At 59.9% G+C, this 21330-nt stretch carries 22 protein-coding genes; 11 read left to right on the top strand and 11 right to left on the bottom strand.

Translation table 11 applies throughout. The features are described from left to right. The first annotated feature begins 19 nt into the window (after positions 1-19). Positions 20-979, top strand: a complete 960-nt coding sequence (locus V7Z56_RS08790) for a threonine/serine dehydratase (RefSeq protein ID WP_334129024.1) — start codon at positions 20-22, stop codon at positions 977-979. Here the strand turns inward: V7Z56_RS08790 and V7Z56_RS08785 are convergent. From V7Z56_RS08785 to V7Z56_RS08755, 7 genes are all read right to left on the bottom strand, one after another. Next, positions 973-4374 carry a hypothetical protein gene (locus V7Z56_RS08785; RefSeq protein WP_334129022.1) on the bottom strand — a complete coding sequence of 1134 codons (3402 nt, stop codon included), beginning with the start codon at positions 4372-4374 and terminating at the stop codon, positions 973-975. The genes V7Z56_RS08790 and V7Z56_RS08785 overlap by 7 nt on opposite strands. An 8-nt stretch (positions 4375-4382) precedes the next feature. Further along, the gene (locus V7Z56_RS08780) at positions 4383-5096 is read right to left on the bottom strand and encodes an OmpA/MotB family protein (RefSeq protein WP_334129021.1); all 714 of its coding nucleotides are present in this window, start codon (positions 5094-5096) and stop codon (positions 4383-4385) included. Continuing rightward, the gene (locus V7Z56_RS08775; RefSeq protein WP_334129020.1) at positions 5093-5806 is read right to left on the bottom strand and encodes a hypothetical protein; all 714 of its coding nucleotides are present in this window, start codon (positions 5804-5806) and stop codon (positions 5093-5095) included. Before V7Z56_RS08775 ends, V7Z56_RS08780 begins: the two co-directional genes overlap by 4 nt. A gap of 158 nt (positions 5807-5964) precedes the next feature. Continuing rightward, positions 5965-6669 carry a MotE family protein gene (locus tag V7Z56_RS08770; protein WP_334129019.1) on the bottom strand — a complete coding sequence of 235 codons (705 nt, stop codon included), beginning with the start codon at positions 6667-6669 and terminating at the stop codon, positions 5965-5967. 11 nt (positions 6670-6680) lie between these two features. Beyond that, positions 6681-7163, bottom strand: coding sequence for a DUF6468 domain-containing protein (locus tag V7Z56_RS08765; protein WP_334129018.1), 483 nt, complete (start codon positions 7161-7163; stop codon positions 6681-6683). A gap of 4 nt (positions 7164-7167) precedes the next feature. Next, complete coding sequence (fliM, locus tag V7Z56_RS08760) at positions 7168-8268, bottom strand: flagellar motor switch protein FliM (RefSeq protein WP_334129016.1); 1101 nt, start codon at positions 8266-8268, stop codon at positions 7168-7170. An 8-nt stretch (positions 8269-8276) separates the two neighbouring features. Further along, on the bottom strand, positions 8277-8804 hold the full coding sequence (locus V7Z56_RS08755) for a flagellar basal body-associated FliL family protein (protein ID WP_334129015.1): 528 nt from the start codon (positions 8802-8804) through the stop codon (positions 8277-8279). A 333-nt stretch (positions 8805-9137) separates the two neighbouring features. Here V7Z56_RS08755 and flgF point away from each other — a divergent pair, with 333 nt between their 5' ends. From flgF to flgH, 4 genes are read left to right on the top strand one after another with little or no spacing between them, the layout of a single operon-like run. Further along, positions 9138-9860, top strand: a complete 723-nt coding sequence (gene flgF, locus V7Z56_RS08750; RefSeq protein ID WP_334129014.1) for a flagellar basal-body rod protein FlgF — start codon at positions 9138-9140, stop codon at positions 9858-9860. 20 nt (positions 9861-9880) lie between these two features. After that, positions 9881-10669 carry a flagellar basal-body rod protein FlgG gene (gene flgG / locus V7Z56_RS08745; RefSeq protein ID WP_334129013.1) on the top strand — a complete coding sequence of 263 codons (789 nt, stop codon included), beginning with the start codon at positions 9881-9883 and terminating at the stop codon, positions 10667-10669. A 26-nt stretch (positions 10670-10695) separates the two neighbouring features. Further along, complete coding sequence (gene flgA, locus V7Z56_RS08740; RefSeq protein WP_334129012.1) at positions 10696-11667, top strand: flagellar basal body P-ring formation chaperone FlgA; 972 nt, start codon at positions 10696-10698, stop codon at positions 11665-11667. 11 nt (positions 11668-11678) lie between these two features. Next, positions 11679-12437, top strand: coding sequence for a flagellar basal body L-ring protein FlgH (flgH, locus tag V7Z56_RS08735; protein ID WP_334129011.1), 759 nt, complete (start codon positions 11679-11681; stop codon positions 12435-12437). 53 nt (positions 12438-12490) lie between these two features. Here flgH and dksA read toward each other — a convergent pair whose 3' ends face one another. Then, positions 12491-12907 (bottom strand): RNA polymerase-binding protein DksA, encoded by a 417-nt coding sequence (dksA, locus tag V7Z56_RS08730; protein ID WP_334129010.1) that lies wholly within the window; start codon positions 12905-12907, stop codon positions 12491-12493. Positions 12908-13099: 192 nt separating this feature from the next. After that, positions 13100-13522, bottom strand: a complete 423-nt coding sequence (locus tag V7Z56_RS08725) for a flagellar assembly protein FliX (RefSeq protein WP_334129009.1) — start codon at positions 13520-13522, stop codon at positions 13100-13102. A 293-nt stretch (positions 13523-13815) separates the two neighbouring features. On the opposite strand from V7Z56_RS08725, the gene V7Z56_RS08720 reads away from it, so the two are divergent. The 3 genes from V7Z56_RS08720 to V7Z56_RS08710 are packed head-to-tail and all read left to right on the top strand — an operon-like array spanning position 13816 to position 15717. Beyond that, positions 13816-14916: a flagellar basal body P-ring protein FlgI gene (locus V7Z56_RS08720; RefSeq protein WP_334129057.1), complete on the top strand. Its 1101-nt coding sequence runs from the start codon at positions 13816-13818 to the stop codon at positions 14914-14916. Next, positions 14916-15224, top strand: a complete 309-nt coding sequence (locus V7Z56_RS08715; RefSeq protein WP_334129008.1) for a rod-binding protein — start codon at positions 14916-14918, stop codon at positions 15222-15224. The genes V7Z56_RS08720 and V7Z56_RS08715 overlap by 1 nt, the downstream gene beginning before the upstream one ends. A gap of 1 nt (position 15225) precedes the next feature. Next, the gene (locus tag V7Z56_RS08710; protein ID WP_334129007.1) at positions 15226-15717 is read left to right on the top strand and encodes a hypothetical protein; all 492 of its coding nucleotides are present in this window, start codon (positions 15226-15228) and stop codon (positions 15715-15717) included. A gap of 30 nt (positions 15718-15747) precedes the next feature. Here the strand turns inward: V7Z56_RS08710 and V7Z56_RS08705 are convergent, their stop codons facing one another. Then, positions 15748-16113 carry a flagellar protein FlaG gene (locus tag V7Z56_RS08705; protein ID WP_334129006.1) on the bottom strand — a complete coding sequence of 122 codons (366 nt, stop codon included), beginning with the start codon at positions 16111-16113 and terminating at the stop codon, positions 15748-15750. A 169-nt stretch (positions 16114-16282) separates the two neighbouring features. After that, the gene (locus tag V7Z56_RS08700) at positions 16283-16735 is read right to left on the bottom strand and encodes a MarR family winged helix-turn-helix transcriptional regulator (RefSeq protein WP_334129005.1); all 453 of its coding nucleotides are present in this window, start codon (positions 16733-16735) and stop codon (positions 16283-16285) included. Positions 16736-17168: 433 nt separating this feature from the next. Here V7Z56_RS08700 and V7Z56_RS08695 point away from each other — a divergent pair, with 433 nt between their 5' ends. The 3 genes from V7Z56_RS08695 to V7Z56_RS08685 all read left to right on the top strand — a co-directional run bounded on the left by V7Z56_RS08695 (position 17169) and on the right by V7Z56_RS08685 (position 21262). Then, on the top strand, positions 17169-18320 hold the full coding sequence (locus V7Z56_RS08695; RefSeq protein WP_334129004.1) for a DUF2336 domain-containing protein: 1152 nt from the start codon (positions 17169-17171) through the stop codon (positions 18318-18320). An 87-nt stretch (positions 18321-18407) separates the two neighbouring features. Further along, a complete protein-coding gene (locus tag V7Z56_RS08690; protein WP_334129003.1) occupies positions 18408-20024 on the top strand; it encodes a PAS domain-containing sensor histidine kinase in 1617 nt (538 codons plus the stop codon). Between the two features lie 125 nt (positions 20025-20149). Then, a complete protein-coding gene (locus V7Z56_RS08685) occupies positions 20150-21262 on the top strand; it encodes a DUF2336 domain-containing protein (protein ID WP_334129002.1) in 1113 nt (370 codons plus the stop codon). Positions 21263-21330: the final 68 nt, after the last annotated feature.

Below are 21330 nucleotides of genomic sequence, written 5' to 3'. Positions count from 1 at the left end.
ACTGCCGTCATATCAATCCGTGCGCGACGCAAGCGATGTGCTGCGTCACGTCGTTGTGGAAACCCCGCTTCTGGAATCGCCCGCGCTCAATGACACCCTCGGCGCGCGGCTGTTCCTCAAATGCGAGACGCTGCAGCTCACCGGCTCGTTCAAGTTCCGCGGCGCCTATAACACCCTCTCCCGCCTCAGCCCGGCGCAGAAATCGGCCGGCGTTCTCGCCTACTCCAGCGGCAATCACGCGCAAGGCGTCGCCCTCGCGGCGCAGATGCTGCGGATCCCGGCAACGATCCTGATGCCCGAGGACTCGCCCCGCATCAAGCTCGCCAACACCCTTGGCTACGGCGCGAAAGTCGTCACCTATGACCGCCTGAAAGAAAGCCGCGAAGAGCTTGGCGAGCGACTGGCGGCCGCCGAGAACCTCACCCTCATCAAACCTTACGACAATTATTACGTCATGTCTGGCCAAGGCAGCGTCGGCATCGAGATTGCGGAGCAACTGAAAGAGCGCGGGATCAGCGCCGATATCTGCGTCGCACCGGCGGGCGGCGGCGGGCTGATTGCAGGCGTCTCCCTCGCCCTTCGCGTGCTTGCCCCGACAATCGACATTTATTCCGCCGAGCCCGAGGGGTTTGATGATCTGCTTCGCTCGCTTGCCGCCGGCGAACGCCTTGCCAATGAACCCGGCGCCTCCAGCCTGTGCGATGCCATCATGACGCCGATGCCGGGAGTTCTGACCTTCGCCATCAACCGTGAAACGCTGAAGGGCGGCCTCGCCGTTTCCGACGAGGAGACGAAAGCCGCCATGCGCGCCGCATTTCACTATTTCAAATGCGTGATCGAGCCGGGCGGCGCCGTCGCGCTCGCGGCGCTCCTCTCGGGCAAGATTGATATCCGCGGCAAGATCGCCGTCGCGATCGCCTCGGGCGGCAATGTCGATCCCGAGCTTTTCAGCGATATTCTTGTCGAGCGCGATCAGTAGCTCGCCCAGAGCTCTCCGTTCTTGAGCTTGGCGCGGTAGCCGGCCATGAAATTCTCAAGCTGCCCGACCTGTGCGATCAGGGTCGCGCGCTCGCGGAAGTCGGCTTCATTGGGATTATTCTGCTCGGTGATCAGATCGAATGCCGCCTGATCGGGCGAGCCGGCCATCTTCCCGTTATAGCGCTCGCGAAGCCGGCGCAGCCCCGCTTTGTCATCGGCGAGATTGAGGGCGACGGCAAGCTGCATAACGCGCTGCCGGTCAAGGCGCGCGGCGTCTTCGACCGTCTCGCTGCCCCGCCGCCCGATCAGCTTTTCAATCGCCGGAATGGCTTCCGCCCAGTTGTGCGATTTCCAGTAAATCTCAGCACGCAGCTTGTCCGCCTCGATGCTATTGTCGAGCGCGATGAGGGTCAGGGCCTCGGTGTAGTTGGCAAGCTCGGCCTGCGCCTGCGCCTCAAGATAGAGCCGCTCGCGCTTGTCCGCTTCCGGCAGCGCCCGCCAGCGCGTATCATAGAGCGCGCGAAGGGCGGCATCCGGCTTGTTATTCCAGAGCTGGACAATGGCAAGACGCGTTCCGATCCGTGCTTTCTCCGCCCCTTCGAGGCGGAAGTTCACCTGATGCTCAAGCAGCTGCGCCGCCTGCTCCAGCAAATCGACACGGGTCAGTCGATCGGCGAGGATCTGGATCATCCGATCACCCCGCGCCCCGACCGGGGTAAGCTCGCGATACTGATAATAGATGGCGAGCGCCTTGATCGGCGGCAACTCGTCCGCCCCGCCTTCAAGAAAGAGCTCCGCGAAAAGATCATTCATCCGCCGGCCGAGATCGCGGGAATAGGGCGAGTCGGGATAGTGACGGACAATCCTCTTGTAGGCATCGAGTCCCTTGTCCACCTCTCCCGTCGCAACGTAAAGATCGCCAAGACGCTTCTGCCGCTCGACTTCGACGGCATCGCCGCGCCAGGCGAAATCGAGCTTCTCAAGCGCCGCAATCGCCTCTGCCGGACTGATCTGCTTCGCCATCAACGCGACATTCACCTTCTGAAAGCGCGCCTCCTCGGTGATCGGACGATGGCCGAGGCTGATCGCCGCATCGAATTTTTCCGTCGCTGTCGGATAGTCGCTGAGCTGCATCGCGTGGACGCCTTCAAGATAGGCCTTTTCCGCGCGCTGGGCGCTCAAGGTCAGCGCCTTCACCTGATCGAGCGCCTGCCGGGCGAGGTTGACGTCAACATTCTGGAGCGCGGCCCGCGCCTGCAGGAGGTGGAAATGATCGGCCCATTCCCTGCCAAGGGCGGCGAAAGCGGGCGCGGCATAGTTCAGCTCCTGCAATGCCCGCTCCCAGTCGCCTTCGCCTGCGGCGATCATGCCGCGAAACGGCGCGACCTCGACATCGCCGTTGAAATCGGCGTCAAAAAGCAAGCTCGATGCCGCCTCAAAATGGCGCATGCCAAGCTCGGAAAGCCCGGCGAGGAGGCGGAACTCGCGATCTTTTTCGATCGCGGGATAGCGCCGTTTCAGCTCCGCGAGCACCCCGAGGGCTTCGGCATAATATTTATGGCCGACGAAGAACCGCGCGAGGTCGCCCATTGCCTGTCGTTTCTGCTGCTTCGGCGCCTGCGCGGCCGCCTGCTGCAATTCCTGCCGGCGCAAGGTGAAAAGCGGAGCGCTCACCTGCCGCCACTCATCGAAGCGGACAACGCGCGCCTTGCGGATTACCGGCGTCGGGTAAATTTCGCTGCCGGGAAGCTTGGCGATTTTCCGCGGGCCGTCGGTCGCGGCAAACTCGGGCGACACGGCGGTGACGGCAATGCCGTTCGTTTCCTGACCGATGCGCACATCGGCCGCGCCCGCCTGCAGCGCCACCCCCTGCACGGTCGGCAAAATGGTGATACCGTTGAAATAGCGGGCATCCTGGATGCCCTGACCGGCCCCGCCAAGCGGCAGCGCGATAATCTCCTCGCCGCTCGCAGGTTCGGTAAACCGCACTTCATGCGCGTTGCTCGCAACCGGGATAAAGGCGCGGAATTTTGATCCGGAGATGCCATCCGTCTGCACGCCGAGCGAATGGGTGACGCGCGGCGCGTCATCGACCGTGAAATCCGCCGTCCACTCGTTGCCCGTTCGCGTGACTTTCGGCGCGTAGCCATCACGGAAGGTGAAGCGCAGCAGCGTCGCGCCCGGGATATCAAGTTGACGGGCGCTCAAAACCAAAAACTCATAAGGTCCGGCGAGATTGCCCAAATCGATTTTCGCCGGACGGTCAAAGACAGCCCAATAGGCATCGCCCGCCCGGAACATTGCCATTGCCGCAGGCTCATCCCACGGAAAACTGAGGCGAAAACCGTCATTCTGATTGCTGATACGGAGTTGAACGACGGGCACGGCCTCTCTCGTCTCCGCCTTCGGCGTTGCGACTTCTACGGGCGCAAGCGTGACGATCGGCGCGCTTGTAGTCTCCGCCGGGATGAGGAGGGCTGGCGCCGAGACGGCCGGAACTGCTGAAGCGGCATCCGTCGCCGCCTCAGTCCGAGGCGCAGTGTTTTTCTCCGGCGCCTTGTCGAGCACGATGGTTGGAGCTATCGGCGCAATTGCGGAGCCGGGGCCGGAGGGCGCCCATTCAAAGCCATGCGCAGCGGGCGCGGGCGATGCAATCGAATGGGTCGTGATAACCGACGTTGGCGCAGACTTCGCGGCGGCTGCCTCGCGCGCCGTCTCATCATCTTGCGTCTGCGCCAGAGGGTGCGCAGAAGTCTGCGGCGCGTCGCCGCTTGCTGCCGCCGTCGCCTTAACGGTCGCCAGCGGCTCGGCAACAGGCGAACTTGTTGTGGGCGCGGACGTCTCCGTATGCTTTTTATCGTCAGATGTTACAGGTTCTTCTTTATCTGATTTGTCAATTGGATCAGCAGCCGCCGCTTTTTGCGTTTCGGTCTTAGCGGACGGCGTGGCGGTGGTTGCATCAGCCGGACGTTCGCCCTTGCGAATATCGAAAACAACGCTGTTCTTGTTGCGAAAATCCGTCGCCATACTGCCGGATGCGAGACTGATCAGCACCCGGGTTTTATCCCCTGCCGACTCAAGCCGGGCGGCGTGCGCGAAGGCGAGCGGGTCGTTGTTTAGCGGCGCGAGGTTAATGCGCGCCACCGCATCAAAGGTGATTTCGAGCGTGTCGCCGTCAATGCGGCTTTCATAGGCCGTCGTCGCGGCCGGCCAGTCAAATACCAGGCGGCTAAAACCCTTGTGATCGCCGATGCGGAAGCCGACATTGACGGCTTCCGCCGAGGCCTGCTTCGCCGCCCCCGCGGCCTCCGCCATCAGAAAGATGGCCGCCAGCAGGATCAGAAGAGCAACCCTCCCCGCCCGATGCCGATATACAAATCCAGATACGCGGCTCATATAACCCCTCATCCCTCTACCGCGCTGATGACGATGTCCACTCGCCGCGCCAGCGCGTATTTCTTTTCCGTATCCTCAACGAGCGCCAGCTCGTCGAAACGGGAGTCGGCCATGCCGAACACCCGGATCGGCCGGGTATAACCGGCCTGCTTCAGCTCATTTGCCACCGACAGCGCCCGCGCCAGCGAGAGCGCCCAGTTATCCGGATATCGCGCCGTGGGCGATGTGATCGGATCCGGATCGGTATGGCCGAAAACCTCGACGCGGTTGCTGATATACTGAAGCGTCGCGCCGAGCGTTCGGATAATTTCCGCAACGTCCTGCTCCTCTTTATTGGTGCCGGAACGGAAAAACTCCGGGCCGCCAATGGAGAGTATGAGACGCCCCTCGGCCATGAAGATATCGACATCGGCGAGCCGCGGGCTCTGCGCCTTCTTGCCGTTGAGGATATGTTCGAGATAGGCGAGATCGATGGCTTTGGGCTCAGCTATGGTGGTCATATTTCGCTCGGCCTCGCCGGTCCGGGCGACGAGATCGGTTTCGTCGCTCATCTTGTTGCCGAAGGTTTCATTCAGCGTCTGCCAGCGATCGACCTTGATTTCGCTCATCGAGAACATCAGCACGAAAAACGCGAGGAGCAGGGCAAGGAGATCCGCGAGGGAGACAAGCCAGGCATTTGAGGTATCAGCCGCACCCGCGCGCTTCGGGAAAAGAAAATTCATGATCTCTCCCCGGTTTTGCGGAACTGATAGCCAAGCCCCTTGCGGGGGAAGAAGCTGAAATGAACGAGCCCGGCGTCACTCGCTTCCATGCCGATGGAGAGATTGCGCGCCGGCACGCCCTGGTGCGAGAAGCGGCGAATGAGCGCATTCAGCCGCTCGGACGCAAGATCGCGGCCAGTCGCCGCAGGGTTCGGCAGCGCGAGACCGGTCCCGATCATGATTTCCATATCCGTCGACATGTCATTATTGCGCGCGATCAGAAGCGCGGCGACGTCATCGAGAAAGGGCTCGAACCCGTCGCGAACCTTGGCGCTGCTGCCCTTGAAAAGCTGCGTGAGCGGGACTGAAAACTGCAACCGGGCGCCCATCTCGGTGGTCTCCGTCTCGACGAGCGGGATCGCCGTTTCAAAGACATTTTTCAGCCGCGCATGAAAGGCATGGATACCCTGCTCCTCCCCCGAGAGCTTCATCTGCCGCTCCGCCGGGATATCGCGTGAGAGGCCCTGAAACGCAATCTCGACGCTGCCGAGAACGGAGCGCACACGATCTTCCTTAAAGACGGAAATGGAATGGAGAAAAATGAAAAAGGCGAGCAGCAGCAGATAAAGCGAGACGAAAGTGATACTGGTCGTATCCTTCGACTGCCTGATTTCGACCATCGGCTCAATCGTCAAGATTTCCGTCTGTCTGCTGTATTCGGTTTCGGCCACCCGCAACACCCGCCTGTCAAATCACCCGCGCCCATCGCTGGCGCTTCCCAACTCGGCAAATATTACCCGGTAATGGTTAACCAGCTGTAAAGACCGCGGCGGCGGAGGGCATTTCAGCGAATATTTTTGCGCGGCGGTGGAAGGCGCGGGCCGACAGGTCAGCCCTTGCTTTCCTCCACCTTCGGAAGCTGCTGGCGCGTGGCAAGCTCCACGGTCAGCTTGTTGGCGCGGGCGCTGTTCATTTCGGCAAGGATGGAGGCCATTTTGGCTTCCTTGATGTTACTCGCCACGTCGATCAGGATATCCATGTCAAGATTGTTGAAAATGCGCGCCGCATCTTTCGGCTTCATCTTCTCATAGATCTTGACGAGGCTTTCCATCTGTGCGCGCTTTTCCTCGTCATGCAGGCGAAGCAGGCCGTTCAGTGTCTCTTCCATCTCGCGCAGCTTGGCGATCTTGTCGTCAATCCGCGTTTCCGTCGCCTTCAGAAGGTTATCGCGCATATCAAGCTCTTCGGCGCGGCGGTCAAGCTCGGCGCGGCGCTGCGCAAGACGCTCGAGCACCTCAACCTCGCTTTTCGTGAAGCCGGAGGATACGGCCGGATCGATAGCGGCAATCACGCTCTCGCGCACCGGGGCGGCGGCGGAGGCATCACCTGCTTCACTCGTTGCCGCCGAAGCTTGAGCCGCGGCATTCTCGGCCGCGCCTTCGGCTGCGGCGCCCTTCTCACTTGCCTGCACTTCGGCAACGCGCACATCGAAGAAGACCCCTTGCGCATCCGTCCACACAGCGCTCAGCTTGACGCCGAAGATGAGAAGGAGTGCAATCACCATCATCGGCAGAATACGAATTTTTGTCATCATCCGAGGGCCTGTCACGTTGCTTTCGTCAGCATTTCGAAAAGTTCTTTTTCCGCTTCGCTGCGGAATTTTTTGTGTGTTGTCACCGGGATATCGGCCGCTGACTCGTCGCTGTCGAAAAGCCCGGCGGGATCATCGTCATAAACGCCCGTCACGCTCCGCCGGCTCGATTTTTCAACGCCCTGCTGCAGGCGATCGGCGATCCGCGTGCTGGAAGCATTGATCAGCTGCAACTCCTCGATCAGCTCGCGGGCCTGGCTGATTTCACTGCGAAACTGCTTGCCGGTGGTCGCGGCTAGAGATTTCAGCTCATCAACGCCCGATTTTGAACGAACGAGCGCCTTATCGAACTCTTCCGTGAGTTTGCGCAATTCCGCATGGGCGTCGCGCATCGTCGCAAGGCGCCGGTTCAGAACCGCGCAATAGCCGATGGTCGCCAGCAGCAATCCGACCAGCAGCAGGTTCATCAGAAAATCGAGAGGGATTGTGTCAAACATTTGCCTACCCCAACGTTCGTAGTGATTTGTCGACTTTGACGGCGATATTCCGTCCCGAGCGCCCCATCCGCCCCGACACCATGGCGATGCCGCCGCAGCGGAGGATCGTCGGGCTGGTGGGCGACGCGTTGAACATGATCGTATCGCCGATTTCGAGATTGAGAACTTCCTTCAGCGACATCTGCTTTTCATCGAGCACCGCCTCGATATCGACATCGGTCGACCAGAGTTCGGTCGCAAGATGGTTTTCCCAGATGCTGTCGCGGCCGAATTTCTCGCCCATGAACATCTGCAGGAGAAGCTCGCGGACCGGCTCCAGCGTTGCGTAGGGCAGCAGCATTTCAAGGCGGCCGCCGCGATCTTCCATGTCGATGCGGAGCTTGATCAGGATTGCCGCGTTGGCCGGCCGCGCGATGGTCGCAAAGCGCGGGTTCGTCTCGATCCGCTCATGGCGGAAGGTGACGGGGCTTAACGGCTCAAACGCGCCCGTCATGTCATTGAGGATGACCGAGATCATCCGCTCGACGAGATTGCGCTCGATGGTCGTGTAGGGCCGCCCCTCGATGCGCATCGCGGCGGTGCCGCGCCTACCGCCCAGCAGCACGTCGACGATGGAGTAGATCAGCGAGCTCTCCACCATGATCAGGCCGAAATTGTCCCACTCCTCGGCGCGGAAGACACTGAGGATCGCCGGCAGCGGGATGGAATTCAGATAATCGCCAAAGCGGATCGAGGTGATGTTGTCGAGGCTGACTTCCACATTGTCGGAGGTGAAGTTGCGCAGCGACGTTGTCATCATGCGGACCAGCCGGTCGAACACGACCTCCAGCATCGGCAGGCGCTCATAGTTGACGAGCGCCGAGTTGATGATCGCCTTGATGCCGGAATTGTCGGCGCCGTCCTCGCCCTCCATATCGAAGCCGAGGAGACTGTCAATTTCGTCCTGATTGAGGACGCGGGTGCTGTGCCCCGACATTGACGGCGCCCCGAGGTCGTCCTCCTCTTCCATCGCCATCATGGCCGCGGCCATATCATCTTCCGCACCGGCCTGCTCGGCGGCCATTGCGGCCGCCATATCCATTTCGTCGTCGTCCAGATCAGCCATCGACTTCCCTATTGTACCAGCAGTTCGCGGAACAGCACGTCATTGACCCGAACCGGGCTCGCCGCGTTGTTAATGCGCATCAGCAATTCTTCCTTAAGCCGGAAGACACCTTGCGAACCGCTGAGGTCCTCTTTGCGAAGTTCACGCAGGTAAACCTGGAAATTATCCATGACCCGCGGGATCAGCAGCTCGAGATCGGGAACGAGAGACGCGTCGGCAAGCTCAAGCGACACGCCGATCTTCAGAAAGCTGCTCGCCGAGCTGCCGGTTGAGAGATTGACGAGCATTTCCGGGAGATCGTAAAAGACCACCTTCTTGTTCTGCTGTGCCGCTGCGGCCGCCAGCTCCTCCTCGGTCGGCTCGGGACTGTCGAACAGCCCGGCGTAATAGGCGCCGCCGACCCCGCCCCCTGCAATCAGGAGGGGAAGCAGGATAAAAAGAACCAGAACCTTGCCGCTCAGCCGCTTTTTTCGGACCTGCCCTTCGGCGCCGTCCTGACCGGTGTCGGATCCGTCATCCTCAATCTGGTCTACCATACTCTTTTCTCGCATTTTAGCGCCTGTTGCGCTGACTATGCGGCAAAGAGTAAGCGCGTTTGGTTAACAAGAAGTTGAGAATGTTAATAAGTTTCGCATGAAGTAATATTTTTTTCGCCCCCCCTCGCAGGAGTTCGGCCCCGATCGCCAATAAGACGGACCCCTGCCGCGCCGCCAACGCGGCAAAAATTGCCGCCTGCGGTCATTTCTTCGCCCCGATCTTTCGTATGACACCGCGGATCTACTTTTAATGCATTGATTTTACAGGATTTATTTTCTGGCATCGGGCTTGCAACAAAAACCGCAAATCCATTTTGCCAGAAGGGCAGAGAGATGAAGAATGCAGGTTTTATCGGATTGTCACAGCAGGTCGCGCTAAAACGGCGCCTCGACATGACTGCGAACAATCTCGCCAATTTGAATACGACAGCCTTCAAGGCGGAGCATCCCCTCTTTGAAGAGTTCCTGATCCGCCCGATGAACAACAAATCCGTTTCCTTCGTGCAGGACTATGGCAGCTATCGCGATCTGCGCGAAGGCGAATTCACGCACACCGGCCGCCCGCTCGATCTCGCGATCAGCGGTGAGGGCTATTTCACCGTCGAGACCGATCGCGGCGTCCGCTACACCCGCAACGGCAGTTTCCGGCTGGATCCTGACGGCTTTATCATCACCTCCTCGAACGAGCACCTGCTCGATGAGGACAATCGCCAGATCCAGGTCGACGTCCAGTTTCAGGAACTGAATATCGCGCCCGACGGCACCATTACGACCGCCCCCGGCCAGACCCAGAAAATCACCCTTGTCCGCTTCGATAATCCGCAAATTCTGAAGCAGGTGGGCAACGGTCTCTATGATGCCGGCACGCACCGGCCAGAGGTCGCGACGGACGCCCGTATTCTCGAGCGCACGCTGGAAAAATCCAACGTCAATCCGATCCTGGAGATGACGTCGATGATCGAGGTCATGCGCGCCTATCAGACGGCGCAGCAGCTGCTCAGCTCCGAGCATGACCTGCAGATCAAAGCCATCGAAGAAATGCCAACGCTACAGTAAGTGAAGAAGGAACAGGAATAATGCGCGCACTTGGTATCGCCGCCACCGGAATGTTGGCTCAGCAGCTGAACGTCGATGTGATCTCGAACAACATCGCCAACATGACCACCACTGCCTTCAAGCGCCAGCGGGCGGAGTTTCAGGACCTGCTCTATCAGGATATGGAGCGCGCCGGCGCCGCGTCGTCCGATGCGGGAACCATCGTGCCTGCCGGCATCCAGATCGGCGTCGGCGTGAAGACGGCCTCGGTCTATCGCATTACCGACCAGGGCGGTCTCGACGCAACCGGGAACACCTACGATATGGCCATCCAGGGCGAAGGCTACTTCCGTATCCTGCTGCCGAGCGGCGAGGAAGCCTACACCCGCGCCGGGTCATTTCAGCTCAGCCCGACCGGCGAGATCGTGACGCAGGACGGTTTCACCGTCATCCCGAGCATCACCATTCCGCAGGATGCCGTCAGCGTCACCATCAGCCCGAGCGGCGAAGTGCAGGTCCAGATCGACGGGCAGGTCAACCTGCAGACCGTCGGTCAGCTCGATCTCGCCATCTTCTTCAACGAAGGCGGCTTGCAGCCGCTTGGCGACAGCCTCTACAAGGAGAGCACCGCCTCGGGCGCGCCGACCATCGGCGTTCCCGGCTCCACCGGTTTCGGCACGCTGCGTCAGGGATATCTGGAGATGTCCAACGTCAATGCGGTGCAGGAAATCACCCAGCTCATCAGCGCCCAGCGCGCCTATGAGATGTGCTCCAAGGCCATCACGGCGGCCGATGAAATGATGTCGGTCACCAACCAGCTCGGCCGCTAATCGCCTTCAGAAAGAAAGTGACAGCTATGAAAAACATCGCCTTCCTGGTCTCCCTGATAGTCGCGCTCACCGTCTCCGGCGCCGCGCTCGCCGCGAACGCGGTGACGCTGCGCTCCGATATCGCCGTCGCGGGGGAGCAGATTTCGCTCGGTGATCTTTTCACCGGCGCCGGCGACAAGGCGGATCTCGTGATCGCCCCCGCCCCCGCGCCCGGCCAGACGTCGGTTTTCAAGGCCGTCTCCGTCGCCCGCTTCCTTACCGCGCACGGCCTCGACTGGCGGCCCGCGACCCCGGTTCGCCGCATCACCGTGCGCCGCCTCGCGGTCACCATCCCGGCCCAGACCATCCATGACGAACTTCGCGCCGCGCTTGAAAGCGAACTTGGAATGCCGCATTTCGAGATGAACATGGCCGCGCAGAACCTGCATATTCAGATCCCCGCCGATCAACCGCAGACCGTGTCCGTTGAAAGCCTTTTCGTCAACCGCACCAGCGGCCAGTTCGTCGCCGAGCTGATGGCGCCGGCGCATGCGGAAAAAGGTCATCGCATCCGGCTGACCGGTCAGGTCTATGAGCAGACAGAGGTACCGGTGCTGCGACGCTTCAAGTCAGCGGGCGAGGAAATCCTAGCCAGCGACATCGACTACATCACGGAACGGACCAGCACGCTCGGCCGCCAGGTCGTCACCGATGCCGCGCAGCTCATCGGCAAAAGCCCGCGCCGCGCCATTCGCTCCGGCCAGCCGATCAGCCTCAGCAATCTTGGCGACCCGGTGATGGTGATGAAAGGCAAGCTCGTCTCTGTTATTCTTGAGCAGGGTGGCATGTATCTCTCCGTCTCCGGTCGCACGCTTGAAGCCGGCGGCGAAGGCGACGTGATCCGCGTTGAAAATATCGCGAGCCGCAAAGTCATTCTGGCCGAGGTGATCGGACCGCAGGAAGTCCGCATTCTCAGCCGCCAGCCGCAGCTTGCCGCTGCGGACGCCCTCCGGAATTGAAGGAAAGACCCATGACTGTAAAACGCAACTCTCTCGCCCGGATGCTGGTACTGGCGACGCTCGCCCTCAGCCTCAGCGCCTGCAACGCCCTGACGCGGATCGCCAATATCGGCTCCGAACCGCCGCTCTCGCCGATCGAAAACCCGGTGATGAGCAAGGGCTACCAGCCCGTCACCCTGCCGATGCCGCGTCCTGAACCCGCGCTGCAACAGGCGAACTCCCTGTGGCGGCCCGGATCGAAGGCCTTCTTCAAGGACCAGCGCGCCAACCAGGTCGGCGACATTCTCCGGGTTCTCGTCCGCATCGAAGACAAGGCGATGCTCAATAACTCGACGGACACCATGCGCGCAAGCAGCGAAAACGCCGGCTTCGCCGGGCTCTTCGGCCTCGAGACGCAGGTGACGAAAGTGCTGCCCGAGGGAACCAGCGCAAGCGGCCTGATCGACCTTGGCAGCGACCACAGCGTGCGTGGCTCCGGCGCCGTCAACCGCCAGGAGCGCATCGATATGGAGATTGCCGCGATCGTCACCCAGATTCTGCCGAACGGCAATATGGTGATCGTCGGGCGGCAGGAAGTGCGGGTCAATTTCGAGAGCCGAGACTTGTCGATCACCGGTGTTGTCCGGCCGGAAGATATTACCTCCGCCAACACCGTCCAGTCGTCCAAGATTGCCGAAGCGCGCATCGCCTATGGCGGCCGCGGCCATCTGACGGACATGCAGCAGGCCCGCTACGGCCAGCAGCTCTTCGACATCATCTTCCCCTTCTAAGGGCACGACCGTTGAAACAAAAACCGGCCCAGAAGGGCCGGTTTTTTTTTCTATCAATCGTCGCGGTAGCTGCGCTCGCGCCGCTCGTGGCGCTCCTGCGCCTCAAGGCTTAACGTCGCCACGGGGCGCGCTTCCAGCCGTTTCAGCGAAATCGGCTCGCCCGTCTCGACACAATAGCCATATTCGCCTTCGTCCAGCCGGCGGAGCGCCGCATCGATCTTGCCGATCAGTTTCCGCTGACGGTCCCGGGTGCGCAGTTCAAGCGCCCGCTCCGATTCCGTCGACGCGCGGTCGGCGATATCCGGTTCCTTTACCGTTTCCTCCTGCAGGCTGGCGATCGTCTGATGCGCATCGGCAAGAATTTCATTGCGCCACTTTACCAGTTTCGCCCGGAAATACGCCTGCTGCCGCGGATTCATGAACGGCTCGTCTTCGGACGGCCTGTAGTCATCAGGAAGTTGAACATTCATTAAGAGATTCTCGCTCCCAAATTTCAAGTGCTGTGACACATCATCCAAACGAAAATGGACGGCCATAGATATAAGATCACGCCGATATTAGCAATAAGCTAATGCATGTTTTCTTTATTATTTTTGCAGGAATTTCTGAGATCAGGACCAAAACGGCGGAAATCGGCCCGAAGTCCGCGGGCACAATCACCCCTAATATCCGAACTTCGCCAGTTCAACGGCAGCGCGGACCTCGATATCGCGGATCACCTCGCGCAGGCGCGGATCCTCCGCCTCGACCTTGTAACCGGAGAGCGTATTTTGCAGCGATTGCAGGCTGTCGACCGAGAGGGTGCCGGCAAGCAGGCCATGACGGATCGCTTCCAGCTTCTCCAGCAGCTCTTCTCCCTTTTCCGCCGCTGCGCGGTTGCCGCGTCTCGGCTCGTCGGCATCAATTCCCTGCAGCGCAACCAGCGCCTCGATAGAACTGATGGGGGAAGAGGACGCGACACCACCCGCAGCCGCGGCTTCCACAGCATCATTTTCCAGCGTGAATTTCGTGCCTGATTTGCTGCCGGCTCGGCCCGCCTTGCTGCCGGTTGTGGCGCCGGTCCGCCCTGGTCCGCCCACTTTCATTCTGACCCGCCTCCCGCCTTGCGCTTGAGAATATGAACCTTCGCCCATTGTCGGGGGACATTCCTTCCCGGTCAAGGGGGAAGATATTGCCGCCCGGCCGCCCTTCGCGCTCACAGAGTCCTAATTTTCAAAATGAAATCAATAGCTTGTCTTGCGTGCGAATTGGCACGCATTTCGCATCACAAGGACTGAAATTAAAAATTTTGCCAACCAGACAACGGAACTGACAAATGGTCCTGACTATCGCCCCGCAATCAGCTCTCGCTTCAAAAGCGAAATCTCGTCCTTTTGTGATGCTTTTTGTGGCCCTTGCCTGCTTTTTCCTGTGGACCGCGCCGCTTGCCAATGCAGCCTCGCGGGTCAAGGATATCGCTGATTTCGAGGGCATCCGCGATAACATTCTGGTCGGCTATGGTCTTGTCGTCGGTCTCAACGGCACCGGCGATTCCTTACGTAACTCGCCCTTTACCGAGCAGAGCCTGACCTCCATGCTGGAGCGGCTCGGGGTGAATACGAGCGGCGAGACGCTGAAGACCGAAAACGTCGCCGCTGTTATCGTGACCGCGACGCTGCCGCCTTTTCAGCGCCAGGGCACCCGCGTTGACGTGGTCGTGAGCTCGCTTGGCGATGCGACGAACCTGATGGGCGGAACGCTCGTCGTCACCCCGCTGATGGCGGCGGATGGCGAGGTCTATGCGGTCGCGCAAGGAACGCTGACCGTCGCCGGCTTCGCGGCGAGCGGGGCGGCCGAATCCATCACGCGGGGCGTTCCGACCACCGCGCGGATCGTCAACGGCGCAATTGTCGAGCGCGAGCTCGGCTTTGATCTTGCCAGCATGACCAGCCTTCGCATTTCGCTCCGCAACCCCGATCTCACCACCTCACGCCGCATCGCCGCCGCGATCAACGGCTATATCGGCCAGCCCGTCGCCGAGCCGAGCGATCCGGCCACGGTCGTTCTCAATCTGCAGGGCAGCAATCGCGCCAACATGATCGAATTGCTTGCCGATATCGAACAGCTTCCCGTCCGGCCCGACCAGACGGCCCGTGTCGTCATTGACGAGCAGTCGGGCATTATCGTGATCGGCAGCGAGGTGCGCGTCGATACCGTCGCCATCGCGCAAGGCAACCTGACGGTCCGCATTACCGAAACGCCGCAGGTCTCCCAGCCAACCCCCTTCTCCGAGGGCGGCGAGACGGTTGTCGTGCCGCGCACCAATGTCCAGGTCGACGACGACGGCGGCAAAAAGCTGACGATCCTCAAAGAAGGCGTGCGGCTTCAGGATCTCGTCGATGGCCTCAACGCGCTCGGCATCGGGCCGCGCGACATGATCTCCATCCTTCAGGCAATCAAGGCCGCCGGCGCCCTGCAGGCAGAAATCGAGCTGATGTAATGACTGATATCCAGACTGTTCTCCCCCATATCGCGGCCGGCCCCGGCGGGACGAGCCGAAAGCCCGACCCCGAAACCGACGCGGCGCTTCGCAAGACCGCACTCGAGTTTGAAGCGTTCTTCCTCAGCCAGTTCCTCAACTCGATGTCGTCGGGCCTCGATACGGAGGGAATGTTCAGCGGCGGGGAATCGGAAAAGATGTTCCGCTCCATGCTGAATGATGAATATGCGCGCTCCATGAGCCGCAATAACGGCATCGGCATCGCCGACGCTGTCTACCGCGAAATGCTGGCAATGCAGGAGGTTTGAGATGACCGACACACCCGCCCCTATTCCCGCACCCGCGGACAATGACCCGAAGCTGATGCCACCGAAGAGCCTCAGCGGGATGATTTCCCGCCTCGGCGATATCCTGGAGCAGGAGAATGACCTGCTGGAGGCCGGCAATGCCTCGGGCTTCAAGGCGACGCTGAATGAAAAGACGCGCCTTATCGCGACCTACAACCAGCAGATGACGCTGATCAAACGCAACCCCGCCGCTTACAAGCTGTTCCCGAAGGCGGAGATCGAGGAGCTCAAAGCGATCAGCCAGAGTTTCTACGGCATTCTCGATCGCCATTTTCGCAAGCTTTCAACCGCCCGCACGGTAACCGAAGGGCTGGTCAAGGCGGTCGCCGATGAGGTTGCGAAGAAGAAGGCGCCGCCGAGCGGCTACACGGCGAAAGCATCGATCGCCAATCCGCTTTCGAGCCGCAATATGCGCGCCGTAAACGGCGCCATCGCGATCAATCAGGTGATTTGAAAAATGGAAAGGGGAAAGCGGATCCGCGGCTCAGGCTTCGCTGTTGACGGCAATGCCCTGCAGTTCACGGTAATAGGCGACGCGGCGCAGAACATAGTCGCCCGGGAACTGCTTGATGACCTCGTTGGTGTGGCTGTCGATCAGCCGATAGACATAGCGTCCGCTTTCATCGTCGCGGTCGATGGAGAAACGGGCCGTGGGGTAACGGGAATCCGTGAACAGGCCGCCAATGGCCGCCTCGGCGCGCCGGACCGGATCCGCGCTGACGATGTCGGGCTGCGGCTCTTTGGCAATGCCCTTGTTGAACGATTTCACAACGTCGCCGTGGCTTGACCGGTTGGCCATGCCCGAGGCGCCGCTCAGTGTGTCACTTCTTGCATACGGGGTCACGTCCATAACGCAACTCCTCTCCTCTACATATCCTTGCCAGCAATCAGGCGGCGTACCGCATTGATCAATGCTAATGAACAGAAGTTAACAAAGCGTTAACATTGCCGGAAAATTCTCCGGCATGTTCATAGTTTTCTGGCGGTCGGGTGAGGATCGGAGACGCGGACGCGGACGCCTACTGCGCGCCGTACTGGATATAGTCGGTCCAGATTCTCTCGATCTGGCGAAGGTGCTTGCGCGTTTCGGCCAGATCCGGCGCCGGATTGGAGCGCCCGAGCAGCGCCGCCTGCTTCTCCTCCACCTGCTTCAGCTTCTCGACCATCGCCAGCCCCTTGTCCGACAGCCGGATCATCGTGGCGCGGCGGTCGCGATCGGATTTCTCCTGCAGGAGATAGCCCATCTCGACAAGCTTTTTCAGATTATAGGAGGCGTTCGAGCCCTGGTAATAGCCGCGCGCCATCAGCTCTCGGACGTTGATTTCCTCTTCGCCGATATTGGCAAGGAGCAACGCCTGCACAGCGTTGATGTCGGTGATTTCCATCAAGGTGAGTTCCGTGCGCAGAACATCAAGGAACCGGCGGTGCAGCCGCTCGATCAGGCGGGTGAGTTCACGATAATCTTCAGTCACATTTTTTCCTTGGACTTAACCCGGTAACGGGATAGTGAAAAATGAATTCCGACCCGTCCCATTTTGAACGGACAATCTTAACGAAATGTAAAATATCACAAATTCTTCTCGAAGAATCGTAGATATCGTCACAAATCCTACGAAAACTCTCCCCTTTTAACCATAGCTTTCGCAGTTCCGGCTTTCATCAAAGCCAAGGATGTTGCATAAAGTCATAAATTCACGGCTATTTTGCGATTGCGCGGACAATGTGACGGCGATTTCCCCAGCTGTATTAACGGGAATTTAATGTCGCTGCCGCATCTTCGGGAGCGGAGATCGACTTTCGGGCCTCGAAAACAGGCTCCGCAAGCCGCTTTGCTATGCGGAACCATCGCGGGCATTGACGCGCGACAGCACAGCCGACCTGCGAAGGCGGAACGACGGATTGAGTATGACAGACAGTCACGATGAAGAGCTGAGGCGATTGATCGCCCTGTCGCGGGACAGCAGCAAGCGCGCCCGGCGCCAGCTTCTTGGCAACATCACCGACCTGTTCATCAAGGAAGAGGAGCGCCTGAGCGAGCAGGAGCAGTCGCTCATCCTTGGCATTCTCAGCCGGCTGCTGGGTGAAATCGAGACGACGATCCGGCAGAATCTTGCCGAAGAACTCGCTGATCTCCCCGATGTTCCGCACGGCCTGATCACCCTGCTCGCCAATGACGAGATCAAGGTCGCCCGCCCGATCCTTTTCAAGAGCCGACGCCTCGCCGAGACGGACCTTATTGAGATCATCCAGACGCGCAGCAAGGAGCATCTGCTCGCCATCGCCGAGCGCGACGACCTCAACACCACGGTCAGCGACCTTCTGATCAGCTATGGCGATGAGGATGTGATCTCGCAGCTGATCGAGAATGGCGACGCCAAGATCTCCCGCCAGAGCATGGAGTATCTGGTTGAGGAATCCCGCCGGATCGACCGCTTTCAGGAGCCGCTGATCGCGCGCCACGATATTCCGGCCGATCTTGCGCACAAGATGTTCTGGTGGGTCTCTGCGGCGCTGCGCCGCCATATCCTCGAACATTTCGAGATTGATGAACTGGAACTGAGTGAGCGGATCGTTCGCGCGGCGAAGGCCGAATACCGCTTTGACGTGGCGCCCAGGAGCTCGCATGCCGACCTGCTCATCAGCGAACTCATCAAGCGCAATGAGCTCAATGAGAAGTTCCTCGTTCAGGCGCTCCGCGGAAGGCAGGTCCGGCTGTTCATCATCGGCCTTGCGGAACTTGCAAATCTCGACGCCCGCAAGATCAGCCGTTTCATCTTCGATCCCAACCCCGAGGCGCTGCTTGTTGTCCTGAAAGCGCTCGAATTCACCCGGCCCGCCTTTACGACCGTCTACCTCCTCACCCGCACCCTTCCCGGACGGCGGCGCGGAAAAAATGCAACACGCCCGGAAGAAATTGAGATTATTATGAAATTTTATGATAAACTCTCGGTTAAAAGTGCGAAGATTACTTTGCGCTTCTGGCAGTTGGAGCGTGATTATCTTGACGCCATAGAAAAGCTCGACGCGGATTTTGATGAAGACGGAGATTATTCGTGAAAGGCTATACTGGGGCGCCGGGATACGATGAGTAAAAGCGTGGCGTAATTCAGTAGGGGGACCGTGCGGATCCGTACGGATGGATGAATGACAGAACGGGGGCAAGGAAGCGTGGTCTCGCTTCATTCGGATCGGAAACAAACAGGCAATTCGGATTTTTCGCCCGTTCAGGGGATCGTCAGCCGCGAGTTCTTCGACGCCGTCTTTGAGCAGGCCCCGCCGATGTATATGGCGCGCCCCGATGGCAGCGTCATCTACACCAACAGCGGCTATCGCACTCATTTCCGCCCCGGCTCTGCTGTCCGGGTCGATGACAAGATCCTCCCCTCCCTGCCGCAAGACCATTTTGAAATTGTCCGCCGCATTGCCGAGACGAAGGAAACCGAAACCCGTCAGCTTGCGCTCCGCACTAACAAGGAGACGGAATATTTCCTCTCCCGCCATTTCCCGATTTTCAACGAGGCCGGACAGCTCATCGCCATTTGCGGCAGCTTCATCAACTCGACCCGCCAGGTAACGGCGGAGGCCCGGTTGAAGGAAGAGAAGCGGCGCTTTCTCGATATCACGCGGGCCGCCTCCGACTGGATCTGGGAGACGAACGCCGACGGCGCCCTCACCTTCGTCTCCGACCGCGTCGTGCAGGCGCTCGGCGTCCCGCCGATGCTGCTGAAGGGCAAGCGCTTCTCCGATCTTGGCGTCTTCAAGCCCGAAGCCGACGGCAGCAACAAGGCGGAAACCGCCATGGCGCAGCATGTCCCCTTCCGCTCCGTCCCGCTGGAAATCCAGGATACTGACGGAAACTACAAGATCTTCAACATGTCCGGCGTCCCCGTTTTCAACGAGCGCGGACGTTTCACCGGCTATCGCGGCACCAGTGACGATATCACCGCCCGCCTGCTCGCCGAAGATGAGGCGCTCGCCTCCAAATCCGATCTTGAGCGCGCCATTCAGGAAGTCACGAAGAAGAATATGCAGCTTGAGATGACGGCGAAGAAGGCGCTTGAATCGGCGAAGGCGAAGGATGCGTTCCTCGCCAATATGAGCCACGAGCTGCGCACGCCCCTCAATGCGGTCATCGGCTTTGCCGAGGTGATCGGGCTTGAAACCTTCGGCCCGATCAATGCCAAATATCGTGAATATGTCGGCGACATCCTGAATTCCGGCAAGCACCTTCTCAGCCTGATCGAGGATATTCTCGATATCGCCCGCATCGAAAGCGACAAGATCCTGATCGAGATCGCCCCGACGTCGCTCGCCAGCATGGTCGCCGATGCCTATGTGCTGGTGCAGGGACATGCGCGCGAAAAGACGCTCGACATGATCGGCATGCGCATCGAGGAGGATGTGCAGCTCGCCGTCGACCCGACGCGCTGTCTGCAGATCCTCGTCAATATTATCGGCAATGCCGTGAAATTCACGCCGCGCGGCGGCGCCGTCGGCCTCGAATATGAGATCATCGACGATACCTTTGTCGACATCACCGTCTGGGATACCGGGCCTGGCATCGCGGAGGAGGATCAGGAGAAAATCTTCGAAGCCTTCAAGCAGGCGCATGAAGGCATCTACAACCGTAATGCCGACGGCGTCGGGCTTGGCCTCACGCTGTCCCTGAAACTCGCCCGCCTGATGGGCGGCAACATCACGGTGAAAAGCAGCCTCGCCGAAGGCAGCCGATTCAAGATCCGCCTGCCGCTCGCCCACTGAGCGGCGGCGGAGAGTTCCCGCATCCGAACGCAGCACGGGCCCGAAGCGCTTGCATATTAATTAATTCTTAAATATTAATCGTCAGGATTTATGTAAATATTGCCCTATTTCCGGACCCTTTGTGCATGACCCTCGCCCGACAGGAAAGTATACGTGAAATCAAGGAACTGGCGGGACTGGCGGAAATCAATTCCCGCGAGCAGAGAGAGTTTCTCTATAACCGCATCGGGCATTTTCTGAGCGACGAGCGGCAGAATTTCTCCTCATCGGAAAAAGATATCATGGCGGATATCATCTGCCGCATCACCGCGGATGTTGAAAAGTCGATCCGCGCCAACTTCGCGCGCAAGCTCGCCGCGCGCCGCGACATTCCGAAAAGCCTCGTTCTCTTCCTCGCCAATGACGAGATTGAAGTTGCGCTCCCCATTCTTCGTGACTGCGGGCTTCTGGAAGAAAAGGACCTGCTCGATATCATCCGCCGGCGCACGCGCCAGCATCGCCTCGCCATCGCCGCACGCGAGAATCTCCCGCCCGCCGTCTGTGTGGCGCTTTGCGATGCGGGGGAGAAGGATGTCACGCTGAAGTTGCTTGAGAACCGGACCGCACAGCTCCCCCAGATGATGCTGCGATATCTCGGCGAGCAGTCGGCGTTCATTCCCGAATATCAGCGGCCGCTGCTCGAACGGCCGTTCCTGCCGCGCGAGATTGCCGAGAAAATGTACCGCTGGGTCTCGATTTCACTCCGCGAGTTCATCTGCCAGAATTTCAACGTCGATGCCCGGATGCTCGAAATGGATCTGCCCGACCGGGAGACGACGATACGCTCGATTACCGCCGACAGCGATCCGTCCTTCCGGCTCGTCGAGAAGCTTTATCATTCGGGCGATCTGTCGCCGCGCTTCATGGTCAAGTCGCTGCAGCAGGGGGAGATCGACCTTTTTGAATTCGCCTTCGCGCGGCTTCTCGATATGGATATCGCGACCATTCGCCGCATCCTCTATCAGGAGCATCCCGAGCTGCTGGCCGTCGCCTGCCGGCGCCTCGATATCGATCGCGTCATCTACAAGAATATCCATGATCTGACCGCACCGATCCGCGGCGAAAGTGGCAGCGCAGCTGCCTCTCCACCCGCCCCGGCGCTTCTGGAATTCTACGATCTTCTGACCGTCAAGGCGGCGGAAATCGCCCTTCGCAATGCCGATTTCGTTGCCGGGAAGGTCCGCTACGCCGAGAGTTGAGCGCGCCGGCCGCCCCGTCACGCCGCTTGCAAATCATGGATAACACTATATTCTGAAAAGAGGGCGCG

Source organism: Sneathiella sp., from assembly GCF_036844445.1.
Classification (GTDB): domain Bacteria; phylum Pseudomonadota; class Alphaproteobacteria; order Sneathiellales; family Sneathiellaceae; genus Sneathiella.
Note: the sequence above shows the minus strand (reverse complement) of the source record. Positions and strands in the feature narration are given on the sequence as shown.